Source organism: Phenylobacterium sp., assembly GCF_036263695.1.
In the GTDB taxonomy this organism is placed as follows: domain Bacteria; phylum Pseudomonadota; class Alphaproteobacteria; order Caulobacterales; family Caulobacteraceae; genus Phenylobacterium.
Map to the genome: position 1 here is coordinate 1 of NZ_DATAGM010000098.1, position 14,052 is coordinate 14,052.

Sequence of the window (14,052 nt, forward strand, 5' to 3'; positions counted from 1 at the left end):
AGACGCCCAGGTCGCCGCGTAACCTCTTCCTCTCACCCCGACGAATGCCGGGGTTCAGACAGACTCGGCTCCCGCGTCGAGGCCGGATGGATCCCGACCTGCGTCGGGATGAGCGGGGATGGGCTACCCGAACACCCGGACCAGCAGCGCAAACACGACCAGCGCCAGCACCAGCGACACGCCCTGCCAGAACCGCACCGGGTCGCGCTCCGCCAGAGGCTGGAAGCCAGTGCGGGCGAAGCGGGGGTTGGGCGTCTTCAGGTCGGCGACGAACTCCGACAGCGCTTCGTGCCGGCGCGTCGGGTCGGGATGGACGGCGCATCGAAGAGCCCCGTCGATCCACGACGGGATGGCCCGCGAGTCGTGCGCGGCCGGCGTGTAGCGCAGCGCGCGGGCCGCGTCGCGGGTGCGGACCCGCGCCGCCTGAGCCCCGTAGGGCAGCTTCCCCGTAAGCATCTCGTAGGCGATCACCCCGATGGCGAAGAGGTCCGAGCGCCAGGACGCCGGCTCGCCCATCAGGCACTCGGGGGCGGTGTACTGGACCGTGCCCAGCACCGCCTCGCCGCCGTCCGTCGGGCCCGCCTCCACCAGGCCGGCGGCGCGCACCGAGCCGAAGTCGATCACCTTCACCAGGCCGGCGGGGGTGATCATCACGTTCTCGGGCCGCAGATCGCCGTGGACCATCTGCTTGCGGTGCAGGGCCCGCACGCCCCGGACCAGCTGGTCGACGATGTCCCGCACCGCCGGCAGATCCGGGGCGGGGTTGTCGTACATCCATTGGCGAAGCGTAATCCCCTCCACGTGCTCGGCGACGACGTAGAGGAAGCTGCGCGGGCGGGCCGGCGCGATCACCTTTAAAAGGTGGGGCGAATCCACCCGCCGGGCGATCCAATCCTCCATCATGAACTGCCGCAAGAGGTCCGGATCGCCCCGCAGCTCGACCGAGGGGATCTTCAGCGCGATCCGCTGACCGGTCTCGCCATCCGCCGCCAGGTAGATGTGGCTGCGGTGGCTGGCGTGGATCTGGCGCAGCACCCGGTAGCCCTCGAACTCGCAGGGGGGCGTCAGGATGGGGGCGGGCGGCAGCGCCTCGGCGCCTTCCACCAAGTCGGCGGCGTCGCCCTCGGGCAGGGACTCGATGCGGACGATCTGGACGGTGAGGTTGTCGTCGCTGCCCGCCTCCAGCGCGGCCTCGACGATGCGGCGCGCGGCGTGTTCGAGGTCCTGGCCATGCTCAGCGATCAGGTCGGCGATGACCCGGCCGGGCAGATGCTCGTGCACCCCGTCCGTGGAGAGGACCAGGACATCCCCCTCCGCGATCGGCAGGGTGCGGTAGTCGATGGCGATCTCCGGTCCCATGCCCAGCGCCCGGCCCAGGTAGCTGCGCCCGCCGAGCGTCAGCCGATGGTCCTCGGTCAGCGGCTCGAGCGCGCGGCCGGCGAGGCGGAAGATGCGGGCGTCGCCGATGTGGAACAGGTGGGCGGTGCGGGCCTTCAGGATCACGGCGCTGAAGGTGCAGACGTGGCCGCGGTCCGGGTCTTCTCCGCTGCTGCGGCGGGTCTCGGCGTGCAGCCAGCCGTTCACCGAGCGGATCACCCGCTGGCCGGCCGTCTCTACCGTCCAGGTGTCGGAGGTGGAATAGTACTGGTCGAGGAAGCTCTTCACCGCCGTCTCGGCGGCGATGCGGCCCACCGGGCTGGTGCTGATGCCGTCGGCGATGGCCAGAGCCACCCCCTTCAGCGCTAGGGCGGGCCCCTCGGGAACGGAGGCCCCGTGGGAGTCCTGGTTCTCGCTCTTGCGGCCGGCGTCGGAGTGCTGGCCGATGGCGACGGTGAGCGTCCTTGGCCGGGATGAGGCCGCGCCGGGAGGGGCCGGCGCGGCCTCCAGGGCCCGCCTCATTCGGCGGCGATCTTCACCGCCGCCTTGTCCGGCGAGCGCTTGGGCGCCGTGCGGGCGTGGGTCGAGTAGAGGGTCAGGCCAACGAAGGCCAAGCCGCCGACCAGGTTGCCGAGCACGGTCGGGATCTCGTTCCAGATCAGGTAGTCCATGATCGAGAACTCGCCGCCCAGCAGCAGGCCGGAGGGGAACAGGAACATGTTCACCACCGAGTGCTCGAAGGTCATGGCGAAGAACAGCATGATCGGCATCCACATGGCGAGCACCTTGCCGCCGAGCGAGGTGGACATCATCGCGCCGACCACGCCGGTGGAGACCATCCAGTTGCAGAGCACGCCGCGGATGAACAGGGTCAGCATGCCCGCCGCGCCGTGGGCGGCGTAGCCGACCGTCCGGGATTCGCCGATGTCGCCCAGCTTCTGGCCGACGGCATCGGGCGGGGTCGAGAAGCCGTAGGTGACCACGATAGCCATCATCACGGCCACGGTGAAGGCGCCGGCGAAGTTGCCGACGAACACCAGCCCCCAGTTGCGCAGCACCCCGCCGAGCGTGACGCCTGGCCGCCGGTCGATCAGGGCCAATGGGGCGAGGGTGAACACCCCCGTCAGAAGGTCGAAGCCCAGCAGGTAGAGCATACAGAAGCCGACCGGGAAGAGGATGGCGCCGAGGATCGGCGAGCCGGTCTGGACCGTCACCGTCACCGCGAACGCCGCCGCCAGCGCCAGGATAGCGCCGGCCATATAGGCCCGGATCAGCGTGTCCCGGGTGGACATGAAGACCTTGGATTCGCCGGCGTCGATCATCTTTGTGACGAACTCGGCGGGTGCGAGATAAGCCATTGGAGGGACCCCTACTTTCTCTTTCGGACCGGTCTTCGCCGGCCGAATGCTAAAGGGCGCCGTGCGTGCGCTGGCCCGCCTCGGGCAATCCGCTGGAGGAGACGGCGGCCGCGCCGTGTCCGTCAGCGGGTCCGGGCTTCCCCGCGGGAAGACCGACTCGCGAACACACAGCGCCATTGCTGCTCGCCAGAAAGGCAAATGAGACCGGCTGCTGCGTCGCCGCCGGCGAAACCTGCCGCCATGGGAGCCACCGGGAGGCGCCGGGCTCAACCGCGAACGCACCGCCCACTCGCTGCAGTGCAAAATCGCCTAGGGATCGGGCGCCCTAGCGGCCGATTGCGCAGTTTGCGTGCGCGGCGCCCTGGCGCTTGCAAAGTAGGTGCCCGGCGCCTTATTCCGACACCGTCACTGGGGAGTAGCCGCCGGCGCCACAGCCGGGAACGCGTCAACAGACTTGCCTTCGGGCATGGCGCGTTCGGCCCATGGGGCTTGGCGAGACCTTTGGCTTTCGCGCCCGATCGCGGGATCGGCGGCGCGGAACGCCATGGGTCTGCCTGCCGATCCCGCCGGTGTGTTTCCGATGGACGCCTTCTTCGTCTCCACGGGCCTCGTGGCTCTCGCCGAGATCGGCGACAAGACCATGCTGCTGGCCCTGCTGCTGGCCGCCAGGTTCCGCGCGCCGGCGCCGATCCTGGCCGGCATCTTCGCGGCGACCATCGCCAACCACGCCCTGGCTGCGGCCGTCGGCGCGGCGGCGGGCGCCTTCCTCGAGGGGCCGTGGATGCGCTGGGTGCTGGGGATCGGCTTCCTGGTGTTCGCCGCGTGGGCCCTGGTCCCTGACAAGATGGACGAGGACGAGGAGCCCAGGACCCGCGCCGGCGGCTCCATCTTCCTGACGACCACCATCGCCTTCTTCCTGGTGGAGATGGGGGACAAGACGCAGGTGGCCACCGCCGCCCTCGCCGCCCGGTTCGAGAACATCGCCGTGGTCGCCGCCGGGACGACGCTGGGCATGATGATCGCGAACGGGCCGGCGGTGCTGATCGGCGAGGCCGCGGCCGGCAAGCTGCCGCTGAAGGCCATCCGCATCGCCGCCGCCGCCGCGTTCGCGGCCGTCGGCGCCTGGATCCTGGTGTTCGGCTAGAGCGGCCAGACGGTGACGATCAGGAAGGTGCCGAGGGTCAGGATCAGCAGCGACAGCGGGATTCCCAGCCGCGGGTAGTCGGCGAACCGGTAGCCGCCGGGCGCCATCACCAGGGTGTTGCACTGATGGCCGACGGGGGTGAGGAAGTCGCTGCCCGCCCCGACCGCCACCGCCATCAGGAAGGGGTCAGGGTTGAGGCCCAGCTCGCGCGCCAGCCCCGCCCCGATCGGCGCCATCACCAGAACTGTGGCGGCGTTGTTCAGGAACGGGGTCACCGCCATCGCAGCGGCCATGATCAGGGTGACGCAGGCCACCGCGGGCAGGTCGCGCGAGACGCCGGCCAGCCAGCCGGCGATCAGGTCGGTGCCGCCGGTCGTCTGCAGCGTGGCGCTGACCGGGATCAGCGCGCCGACGAGAATGAGGATCGGCCACTCGATGGCCTTCTCCGCCTCCTCCGGCTTCAGCACGCCGGAGACCACCATCGCCAGGGCGGCCGCCAGGAAGGTGACCGCCACTGGCAAAAGCTGGAAGGCCAGCACCAGCATGGCCGCGGCCATGATCCCCACCGGCAGCCAGGCGGGCCGGCGGCGGCCGATCTGCAGGTTGCGCTCAGCCAGCGGCAGCAGGCCCGCGTCGGCCACGGCGTCCGTGCTGGTCCCGGGCGAGAGCTGGAAGAGCAGCAGGTCGCCTTCCTTGAAGACGAAGTGCTGCAGCCGCTTGGCTATCTCGGACCCGCGCCGTCCGATGGCCAGCAGGTTGACGCCACGGCGGCGGCCAAGTTCGACGCGGCGGGCGGTCTGCGCGACGAGCGGAGAGTCCGCCAGCACCACGGCCTCGTAGACCGGCAGGTTCGCGGAACGCGCGTCCTTGGGCGCGCCGACCGGAGACAGGCCGGCGCTGCGGATGATCCTCTGAAGCGCGGGCGCATCGCCCCTCAACACGATCACGTCCTCGGCCTGGAGCGCCCAGTCCGCGGCCGGCGTATAGCGGCGGAACCGTTCGCGGATGAGGCCCGTCACCTGGGCCTCGCCCTCCGACAATCGCTCGAGATCGGCCACGGTCCGCCCAACGAAGGGAGACCCTTCTGGAAGGTAGACCTCGCTCACGTAGTCCTCGACAGCGAAGGTCTCCTCGGCGGGGCGGGTGCCCTGCCGCTCCTTCGGCAGCAGCCGCCAGCCCACCAGCAGGAAGACCCAGCCGGCCAGCATCAGCCCCGCGCCCACCGGCAGATAGTCGAACATCGCGAAGGGGCGGCCGGTGATCTCCTCGCGCACTCGCGAGACGATGATGTTGGGCGAGGTGCCGATCAGGGTCATCAGCCCGCCCATCAGGGAGGCGAAGGCCATCGGCATCAGCACCTTGTGGGATCCGGTCCTATGTCGGCGGGCGAGCTGAGTGGCGACGGGCAGGAATATGGCCAGCGCCCCGATGTTCTTCATCAGCGCCGAAAGAACGCCGACCGAACCCGCCAAAAACGCGATCTGCCGCGTCGGCGTGGAGAGCAGGCCCGCAAACGGCCGCACCAGGGTGTCGACCACCCCCGAGCGCGCGATCCCGGCGCTGACCACCAGCGCCGAGCCGATGATGATGACGATCTCGTCTGCGAATCCGGTGAAGGCTTCCTCGGCTGGGACTAGGCCCGACAGCACGGCCGCCACGAGCGCCAGAAGCGCGACGACGTCGTACCGCAGCCTGTCCCAGACGAGCAGCGCGACGACCGCTCCCACCAAGCCGAAGGCCAGGGCCTGCTCGCCTGTCATTCCCTCCCCCTGCGGCGCTTGCCGCCTCGGTGATGGCGAACGCGGCGCTTCGAGGCGCGTTCCACAACCATGCCTAGGATCCCTAACGCGGCCGGGGCGCTGCGCTCTTGAAGAACTCACCCGCGAACCTGGCCGCGCGTCAGGCCCCGCGCTGGCTTGCCGCCGCCTTGCAGTGGGCGGCCCGCCGACCCCGCCTGGCCAGCGCCGCGAGCGTCGGCGGGCTAGCCGGAACGGCCTATCTCTCAGTCCTGGGTCTGCGCGGCGCGCGCTACATCAAGCGTGAGGCCGAGCTGCGCTCACTGCTGAACTGCGTGCTCGAGGCGTCTCCTGTGGGCGTTGCGATCATGGGGCCGGACCTTGTCATCCGCCGAGCCAATCCCGCGCTCGCCGAGCTCAGCGGCCGCGCGCCCGAGGCCCTGATCGGGCTTCCCGCCCTCGACTTGGCCCCCCGGCTGCACACGCTGCTGGAGCCGATCCTGAACGAGGTGCTGCACGAGGGCCGGGTCGTTCGGGACATGCCGCTCGAACTGCCGGACGAGCAAGGCGCCTCGCGGCATTACCTCGCGCACTATTTCCCGATCGCCGGCTCCGGCGATGGAGCCCAGGGCGTCGGTGCGATCATCTCGGACGTCACCAATGTACGCGCCGCCGAGCGCGCGGTGATGGCGAGTGAGGAGCGTTTCCGCTCCTTGATCGAGGCGACCTCCGCCATCGTCTGGACAACCGACGCGAAGGGCAGCTTTGAGCCGCCGCAGTCTAGCTGGACGGCCTTCACTGGCCAGGAGCCGGAAAACCTGCGCGGCGTCGGCTGGCTGGACGCGGTCCACCCGGAGGACCGGGAGGCGACCGCCAGCGCCTGGGCCGAGGCGCTCGCCCAACGCGGGCTATACGAGATCGAGCACAGGATCCGCCGCCGTGACGGCGAGTGGCGGCACATGCAGGTTCGCGCCGTGCCGGTGCTCCGGTCCGACAACTCGGTGCGGGAGTGGGTCGGCGTCCACACCGACATCACGACCCGAAAACAGGCCGAGGCGGACCTGGCCCTGGCGAAAGCGGCGGCCGAAGAGGCGAACCGCGCCAAGAGCGATTTCATCGCGCGCATGAGCCACGAGCTGCGCACCCCGCTCAGCGCCGTGATCGGCTACAGCGAACTGCTCGAGGAGGACGTGGACTCCCTCGATACGGACGCCGCGCGAGCGGACCTGCGCAAGATCACCGACAACGCCCGCCACCTGCTGGGGCTGATCAACAGCATACTCGACATGTCGAAGGTCGAGGCGGGGCGGATGGAGGTTTACGCCGAGACTTTCGACGTGGCCGAACTGGTGGCCGCAACCGCAGACACGGTCGGCGCTTTGGTCGCCAAGAACAGGAACCAACTCGACGTCCAGGTCGACGGCGACCTTGGCCAGATGTGCTCGGACCTGGTGAAGGTGCGCCAGGCCCTGCTGAACCTGTTGAGCAACGCCGCCAAGTTCACCGAGGGCGGGAAGATCACGCTGGCCGTCCGGCGGGCCGCGGGGCCCGAAGGCGATCGCGTGGTCTTCCAGATCTCGGACACGGGGATTGGAATGACGTCTGAGCAGCTCGACAAGCTGTTCGCCCCGTTCGTCCAGGCCGATAACTCGATGACCCGCCGCTTCGGGGGCACCGGGCTGGGCTTGGCGATCACCAAGGCGTTCGCCGAGATGCTGGGCGGCGAGGTCGCCGTAGAGAGTCGCGCCGGGCGAGGCTCGACCTTCACCCTGACCCTGCCCGCGATCATGCCCGAGGAGCCCGCCGCCCGCGACGCGGCGGAGCCGGAGCCGGAGCTCGCCGCCGATCCGTCCGTCCGGGGAAACACCATCCTGGTTGTCGACGACGAGAAGGCGATCCGCGAGCTGTTGGAGCGTTTCCTGCGGCGGGAGGGCTACCAGGTGGCGACCGCCGCCGACGGCCGTGCGGGACTGGAAATGGCCCAGAGGCTGCGGCCGGCGGCGGTGATCCTGGACGTGATGATGCCACGTATGGACGGCTGGGCGGTCCTGTCGGCGCTGAAGAGCTCGCCCGAGCTGCAGGACATCCCGGTGGTGATGATCACCGTCAGCCGCGAGAAGGGCCTGTCCCTCTCTCTGGGGGCGGCCGACCACTTGCCCAAACCGGTGGATTGGGGGCGCCTCAAGGCCGTTCTAAAGCGGCACCAGCGGCAGCTAGGCGCAGGGCGCGCCGTGCTTCTGGACGAGGATCCCGAGGCGCGCAGAGCGGTGCGCGAGGCGCTCGAGGCCGAAGGCTGGTCCGTGATCGAAGTGGCGGCGGGCGGCGAGCTCTGCGAGAACATGGCGACGGCGGCTCCGCAGCTGGTTCTCCTTAGCCTTCAGGCGCCAGGCGTTGAGGGCCCGGCGTTCCTGAAGGAGCTGCACCGCGCCGCGGGTTCGAACCCGCCGCCGGTCATCGCCCTCAGCAGCGAAGAGGTTGACCCGGGCGAGCGCCGACGCATCGAGGCGCACGTGTTGGAGCTGATCGAGAGCGAGGAACCGGACCGGCTGGCAGCGGAGTTGAGAGAAGTGCTCGCCGGCCTGAACGGCGGGGGCGTGAGGACGGGAGATGTCGATGGCCAAGCTGCTGCTGGTTGAGGACCACGAGGAAATCTGGGACTTCCTGTCCCGGCGCTTGAGGCGCCGCGGCTTCGACGTCCTGCTCGCTCATGATGGGGCGCAAGGGGTCGAGGTGGCCAAGGCAGAACATCCCGATGTCGTTCTGATGGACGTCAATCTGCCGGTCATGGACGGCTGGACGGCAACCGGCCAGTTGAAGGGCGACCCCTCGACTCGCGGCATCCCCATTATCGCGCTGACCGCGCACGCCATGCCGGGTGACCGGGACAAGGCGCTGCAGGCCGGTTGCGACGACTATCATCCCAAGCCCGTCGACTTCTCCCGGCTGCTCACGCAGATCGAGGCGGTGATGAGCGCGGGCGGTCCTGCGCCCAAGGCCGCGAGCGCCTAGGATGCTCGAGGGCCTGCTCAGACGGCTTGCGCCGCGGCGCCCGCCGGATCGGCTCGACGCCGAGTCCCTCGGGGCTATCGCTGGGAACGCGGGCGCTGGAGCCCCGCCCCCGCGGGTGGGACAGCGCCGAGATATCGAGCTGGTCCTGTCCCGCAAGGTGCTGGAAGCTCACCTGCAGAACCGCCGGCAGCTCATGCAGAGCGACCCCGCGGACCTGCGGGAGGTGGACGCCGAAGAGGCCAAGCTGCTGGTGCGCGCCATGGCGGCCGCTGCGCACGCGGATGGCGGTCTGGACGCAAGGGAGACGAGCCGCATCCGCCGCGCTCTGGCCAGCACGCGGCTGGCGGATGCCGAGCGGTCGGAGCTCGAGGCTTCGCTGGCCGAACCGCCCTGCTTGGAGACCCTGTTACGGGGCGTCTCCAGCGAGGAGACCGCCACTCGATTCTACGCCGTATCACTTGCCGCGACCGAGCGCGGCCGCGGCGCCAACAAGTCCTATCTCAACTACTTGGCTCATCGTCTCAAGCTCCCGCGCGACGTGACCTTGAGGCTGAACCGCGCGTTCGACGTGCCGGTCTGACGGCCTTTTAGGCGGCGCGGTCCGGAGCTGAGAGCTCCTCGAGAGCGGCGCCGATCGCGCCCGTCTCCAGAAGCATCGCCCGGCTGATGTCGGTCAGCGTGATCCAGCCGCTGACGTCGCCTGACGCATTGAGCACCGGTAGGCGGCGCACGTGGTAGGCGCTCATCAGATCCAGCGCCTCCGCCAGGGTGTCGGTCTCTGCGCACGTAAACGCGGTAGAACTCATCACCTCGCGCACCCGCACGTCGGCGCTGTTGCGCCCTTCGGCCACGACCCGGAACAGGATGTCCTTGTCGGTTAGCACGCCCTGAAGATCGCGCGCGGAACCGACCGGGAGGGCGCTGACCTCGAGCTCGGCCATCAACACCGCTGCTTCCTGGACGGTCGCGTCCGGCGCGACGAATTCCAGAGCCGTCGCCATCACTTCCGACACCAGCATGCGCGCCTCCCTCCTGCGAACCCAATGGCCGCGGCCCGGCTGAGGTTCCGCCCATAGCAAAGGGGCCCGGACTTGCGTCCGGGCCCCTCGCTAGGTCGGCTGATCGCCTTCCCGAAGATCGACTTAGAAGTTGATGTCGATCGTCGAGCGACGGTTCAGCGGTTCCTTCACGCCGTCGCCGGTCGGAACGGCCGGCTCGGTTTCACCGCGCCAGTCGACGTTCAGAGCGGTCTGGGCGACGCCCGAGGCCACCAGGGCGTCGGCCACGGCCTTGGCCCGGCGTTCCGACAGACGCACGTTGTAGGCTTGGCTGCCCGAGGTGTCGGCGTGGCCGACGACCACGACGCGGGTGGCGTTGCCGTTGCGAGCGTAGTCCGCGGCCTGTTGGACCACCGTCTGGGCTTCCGGCGTCAGCACGTACTGATCGAAGGGGAAGTAGACGATGAACTGACGCGCTTCCGGAGCCGGGGGCGGCGGAGGCGGCGGCGGGGGCGGCGGGGGCGGAGGCGGCGGGGGCGGCGGCGGCGGCGGCGGCGGCGGCGGAGCCCCGAACGAGTACCGCAGGCCGACGGTCAGCGACTGATCTTCGTACTGACCCGAGAACACGCCCGGTTGCAGCGCATGGGTGCCGATCGAAGCGAAGTCGAGGTCCGAACCGCTGAGGTAGCGGTAGGTCACGTCGACGTTCAGACGGTCGGTGGCGCGCCACGCCACGCCGGCGATGGCCTGCCAGGCGAAGGCGGTGTCTTCGTCGTTGATCGCCAGGTTCTGGTGAGCCGGGTTGGCCGCCGAACGGGCCGCCGGATGGTTCGGAACGTTCGAGAACTGGCCGACCACGTCCATGGAGACGTGATTGATGCCGACGCCCACGCCGAGGAACGGATTGATCGTCGACCCCGGCATGAAGTCGTAGATTAGGTTCCCCATGAGGGTCCAGGACTCGATCTCGCCGTCCGGCGAGCCGCAGTCGGGCGAGCCGGTGGTGCGGAGAACGCCGGCCGTGCAGAGCCCGGCGACGCGGCCGAGGCCTTCAGCGCCGCGGATCGACTCGATGTCGCCCGGGCGGTAGCCGCCTTCGAGCTCAACGCGCCAGTTGGGGGTCAGCTGGTAGCCCAGACGGGCGAAGCCGGCCCAGTCGTCTTCCTGGTTGAAATCCCAGTTGTACGCGCCACCGTTCGGGCCGTTGGCCGACGAGTCCGCGTCGATGCTTTCAGGCCAGTGGTAGCCGAGATCGACGGCCCCGTACCAGCCAGTGTCTTGCGCAGCGGCGCCCGACGCCAAACCGGACAGAGCCAGAGCGGCCGCTCCGGCCAACAATATTGCTTTCATCTTCGATTAGCCCTCTGTGACACCAACCTAAGCCGGCGCAGTTGCGCGGGCGGTTGTAACAGTCAACGCACAAACTGCGCTGTTCGTCTGTGTCGTCCAGACCACAATCCCAATTGAATCAGCGTCGACTCGGGCGAGGCCGCGGCGAGCTAGGCAACAGGACACGACCCCGAAGGCACAGTGGCGCTTGCGAACACGGGTCAGCGCCTACATCATCAAGGCAGGTGACAGTGTCGGAGCCCTCCGGCGCTCGGCGGCCTTGGCTGGCCCTCTCTGGCCGAGGCCGCCCCTCGCCTAAAGCCTGTGTCGTCAGCGACGGCTAGCCCCCGAAGCCTCTGGATCCGCCGCCGAATCCTCCCGCGCGAGACGACCGAGGTGCGCGACTGCGCCTCGGCCGGCGGCTGCCGAACCCGGGTGGCCGGCTCGAAAGCGTCGCGACTGACGACCGCCCGCCCCGGACGCGACTACCTCGCCTCGAAGCCGTGTGGCTCCAGTCGGTCGGAGCCTTACGTGAGGTGCGGTCGTAGCGAGCCCGACCATCTCGATGAGACTACCGGTGCGACTTCCGCTTTCCACCCACTATGACATCGGGAAGTTCCGCTTTCGGATCGGAACCCAGAGTGGGTTGAGGGGCCTGAGTCGCCGCGCTTACGCGAGGACCAATGGCCCGCTCGCCTTCCCGCCGACAGTATGTCGGCGCTCAGATGCCGGACTTCGTCGAGTTCCAGCACCCGCGGCTCGTCTCAACCCCGCCGAATGGCGCCGAGTGGTTGCACGAGATCAAGTTCGACGGCTACCGACTGCAAGTTCAGGTGCGCGGCGGCGCCCCGAAGATCCTGACCCGGAATGGCCACGACTGGACCGCAAAGTTTCCGGAGCTGGCGAGGGACATCAGCGGGCTGCCGGACTGCGTATTGGACGGAGAGCTGTGCGCACTCGACGAGGATGGCTACTCCAACTTTTCCAACCTCCGCGCCTCAATCACCCCAGGCAAGACCGGGGGGCTCGTGCTGTTCACGTTCGACCTGCTCTGGCGCGGCGGTGAGGACCTGAGGCCGTTCGCGCTCGCCGCCCGGAAGGCGGCCCTGCGCGACCTGCTCGCTGAAGCCGCAACACCGCGCCTGCGTTGGGTCGACCACTTCGACCAGGGCGGACCGGCGCTGTTGCAGTCGGCCTGCCGTCTCAGATTGGAGGGTGTGGTCTCCAAGCGGAAGGACGCTCCCTACCGTGCGGGTCGTGGAGAGACCTGGCTCAAGAGCAAGTGCCGCCCCGGACAGGAGGTGGTGATTGGCGGGTGGGTCCAAGAGCGGCTCGGCCGTTTCAAAGCGCTGCTGGTCGGCGTCTACGAGCACGGTGAGCTGCGCTACGTCGGCAGCGTCAAGACCGGCTTCAAAGGGTCGGCGGACTTGCTCCGGCAGATGGAGTCGCTCCGGGCCGAGCGCAGCCCCTTCGCGCGCGGCGATCCGCCTTGGCAGCACGTGAACTGGACCCGCCCGGAACTCGTCGCAAACCTAGACATCGCCGAGTGGACGACCGGAGGCCAGCTCCGGCAAGCAAGCTTCAAGGGGCTGCGCGAGGACAAAGACCCGCGGGAGGTCGTCAGAGAGTCAGGCTGACGGCGCTAGTGGTTCTTTGTGCGCGCTGCGGCGGCGTCGAGCTTCTCGCGGTTGTTCCCATGCTTCGAGATCAGGTCCCGCGCCTGGTCCATGCTCAGACCGTGCTTCTCGGCGAAGTAGCGAACTTCATAATCTTCCGAGCCCGAAACTCGGCTGCGGTCGGGCTCGCCGACGTTCTGCTTGTTGTCGGCCATGATGTTCTCCTCTGGTGGCGATCTGCGCTGGGGAGAATCGCGGTGAGACGGTGCAGGTTCCGCTGAAACTGCGGCCGCGGTTTCCTGTTCACCCGGCGCAGCGGTGTTCTCCCGTCCCTGTGCGCCGCTGCAGCAGCGCCCTGGCGCCACGACGCCGGGGCGCTGCTCTGAGCGCCTGAACGGGTTCGGCGCTGGCATGGCTGGAGCCAGGCAAGCGAGACAGCGATCCGCAACGGGGGCGCGGCCCGCGGCGGTCGAACGTCAAGTCGGGTCCGCCGCCCCGCTCCCGGCCCCGCCGCGGCCGCTGCGCCAGTCCTCGAGCGCCTGTCCCCGAGCCCGCGCCTCCTGGGCGAGCTGGTCGAAGAGCCGCGTGAAGGCGGCGATGAGGGTGCGGGGATCGAGTTGGGCTATGTCGTCACCGGCGACGTCGTCGAAATCCTGCAGGGCCATCATGTAGATGGTCATCAGCTTGTTGTCGGCGCACCTGGCGGCGAACTCTGGCGAGCCGATCTCCAGGGCCGCCATGATCGCGTAGGGGTCCGCGTCGAGCGCGTCGGCGGCCAGATGCACTCGCTCCAGGTTGAGCCGGCCGCGGCCGGCCTCGAAGTGCTCGTAAGAGCGGAGCGGCATGCCGAGAGCCTCTGCGGCGTCGGCGGCGCGCAGGCCGCGCCGGCGACGGATCGCCTTCAGAGCCTTGGCAAGGCTAGCGCGCCGTGCGGCGTCGTCGTTTGGCGGCGCAGCCATCTGCAAGCTTCAGCTCAACCCCCGCTTGCCGGAATTGTCTTCACGCGATTTGCGCGCAGATCAAGCGAAGGCGGCGAAAATGTCGGAGGGGACGGCGCAGCCGCCTCATGCTCGCCCTACCTCCCGCAGGAACCGCGCGGCAAACCCGCAAAGACGTTGCGGACGTGCGCGGGAGGCGCCGCCAGTCCTGCCTGCCGCCCTTGCCTTCAACCCCCGATGGCGCCAGCCTCACTGCGCCGGCGATCGCCGGTGGGGCGTAGAAACCCCGTTGGGCAAGCTTATGAGTCGGGTGCCGTGAAATAGGCGCTCCGGGAACGCAGCCGCGTGCGGTCGCGCGCCCGGGCGGTAAATAGCGGGCTCTGTGCCCACGGAGTTTCTAACACCCGGCTCGCCAGCCGGCCGCCCCGAGAAGGGGTGACCGCATGAGCGCAGCTGAGCGTACGGGAGCCGACGGGAAGGCCGACGCGAACGCCGCGCGCCCCTCCGTCGAGGCGATCTACCGGAGTCACGGAAGCTGGCTCGTCGA

12 protein-coding genes and 1 riboswitch are annotated in these 14,052 nt (G+C 69.3%); of the genes, 5 read left to right on the forward strand and 7 right to left on the reverse strand.

All coding sequences use genetic code 11. The annotated features are described in order from the left end of the window. Positions 1–123: 123 nt before the first annotated feature. A complete protein-coding gene (locus tag VHK87_RS03950) occupies positions 124–1,899 on the reverse strand; it encodes a bifunctional protein-serine/threonine kinase/phosphatase (protein ID WP_329633596.1) in 1,776 nt (591 codons plus the stop codon). Then, positions 1,896–2,735: a formate/nitrite transporter family protein gene (locus VHK87_RS03955; RefSeq protein ID WP_329633597.1), complete on the reverse strand. Its 840-nt coding sequence runs from the start codon at positions 2,733–2,735 to the stop codon at positions 1,896–1,898. Before VHK87_RS03955 ends, VHK87_RS03950 begins: the two co-directional genes overlap by 4 nt. 389 nt (positions 2,736–3,124) lie before the next feature. Further along, positions 3,125–3,286: riboswitch (yybP-ykoY riboswitch) on the forward strand. Positions 3,287–3,315: 29 nt separating this feature from the next. On the opposite strand from VHK87_RS03955, the gene VHK87_RS03960 reads away from it, so the two are divergent. Then, positions 3,316–3,879, forward strand: a complete 564-nt coding sequence (locus tag VHK87_RS03960; RefSeq protein WP_329633607.1) for a TMEM165/GDT1 family protein — start codon at positions 3,316–3,318, stop codon at positions 3,877–3,879. Here the strand turns inward: VHK87_RS03960 and VHK87_RS03965 are convergent. Next, positions 3,876–5,639, reverse strand: coding sequence for an SLC13 family permease (locus VHK87_RS03965; protein ID WP_329633598.1), 1,764 nt, complete (start codon positions 5,637–5,639; stop codon positions 3,876–3,878). The genes VHK87_RS03960 and VHK87_RS03965 overlap by 4 nt on opposite strands. A 107-nt stretch (positions 5,640–5,746) precedes the next feature. Between VHK87_RS03965 and VHK87_RS03970 the strand changes: the two genes are divergently transcribed. The 3 genes from VHK87_RS03970 to VHK87_RS03980 all read left to right on the forward strand — a co-directional run bounded on the left by VHK87_RS03970 (position 5,747) and on the right by VHK87_RS03980 (position 9,204). Continuing rightward, on the forward strand, positions 5,747–8,251 hold the full coding sequence (locus VHK87_RS03970; protein WP_329633599.1) for a response regulator: 2,505 nt from the start codon (positions 5,747–5,749) through the stop codon (positions 8,249–8,251). Continuing rightward, entirely contained in the window at positions 8,229–8,624 is a 396-nt protein-coding gene (locus VHK87_RS03975) for a response regulator (RefSeq protein WP_329633600.1), read from the forward strand. The genes VHK87_RS03970 and VHK87_RS03975 overlap by 23 nt, the downstream gene beginning before the upstream one ends. 115 nt (positions 8,625–8,739) lie before the next feature. Continuing rightward, positions 8,740–9,204 (forward strand): DUF533 domain-containing protein, encoded by a 465-nt coding sequence (locus tag VHK87_RS03980; RefSeq protein WP_329633601.1) that lies wholly within the window; start codon positions 8,740–8,742, stop codon positions 9,202–9,204. Positions 9,205–9,211: 7 nt separating this feature from the next. On the opposite strand, the gene VHK87_RS03985 is transcribed toward VHK87_RS03980, so the two are convergent. Further along, entirely contained in the window at positions 9,212–9,643 is a 432-nt protein-coding gene (locus tag VHK87_RS03985) for a CBS domain-containing protein (RefSeq protein ID WP_329633602.1), read from the reverse strand. Between the two features lie 123 nt (positions 9,644–9,766). Further along, positions 9,767–10,972 carry an OmpA family protein gene (locus VHK87_RS03990; protein ID WP_329633603.1) on the reverse strand — a complete coding sequence of 402 codons (1,206 nt, stop codon included), beginning with the start codon at positions 10,970–10,972 and terminating at the stop codon, positions 9,767–9,769. Between the two features lie 704 nt (positions 10,973–11,676). Here VHK87_RS03990 and ligD point away from each other — a divergent pair. Then, positions 11,677–12,588, forward strand: coding sequence for a non-homologous end-joining DNA ligase (ligD, locus tag VHK87_RS03995; RefSeq protein WP_329633604.1), 912 nt, complete (start codon positions 11,677–11,679; stop codon positions 12,586–12,588). A gap of 5 nt (positions 12,589–12,593) precedes the next feature. Here the strand turns inward: ligD and VHK87_RS04000 are convergent, their stop codons facing one another. Both VHK87_RS04000 and VHK87_RS04005 read right to left on the reverse strand, forming a co-directional pair. Continuing rightward, entirely contained in the window at positions 12,594–12,782 is a 189-nt protein-coding gene (locus VHK87_RS04000; RefSeq protein WP_329633605.1) for a DUF3606 domain-containing protein, read from the reverse strand. 261 nt (positions 12,783–13,043) lie between these two features. Next, positions 13,044–13,526: a helix-turn-helix transcriptional regulator gene (locus tag VHK87_RS04005; protein ID WP_329633606.1), complete on the reverse strand. Its 483-nt coding sequence runs from the start codon at positions 13,524–13,526 to the stop codon at positions 13,044–13,046. Positions 13,527–14,052: the final 526 nt, after the last annotated feature.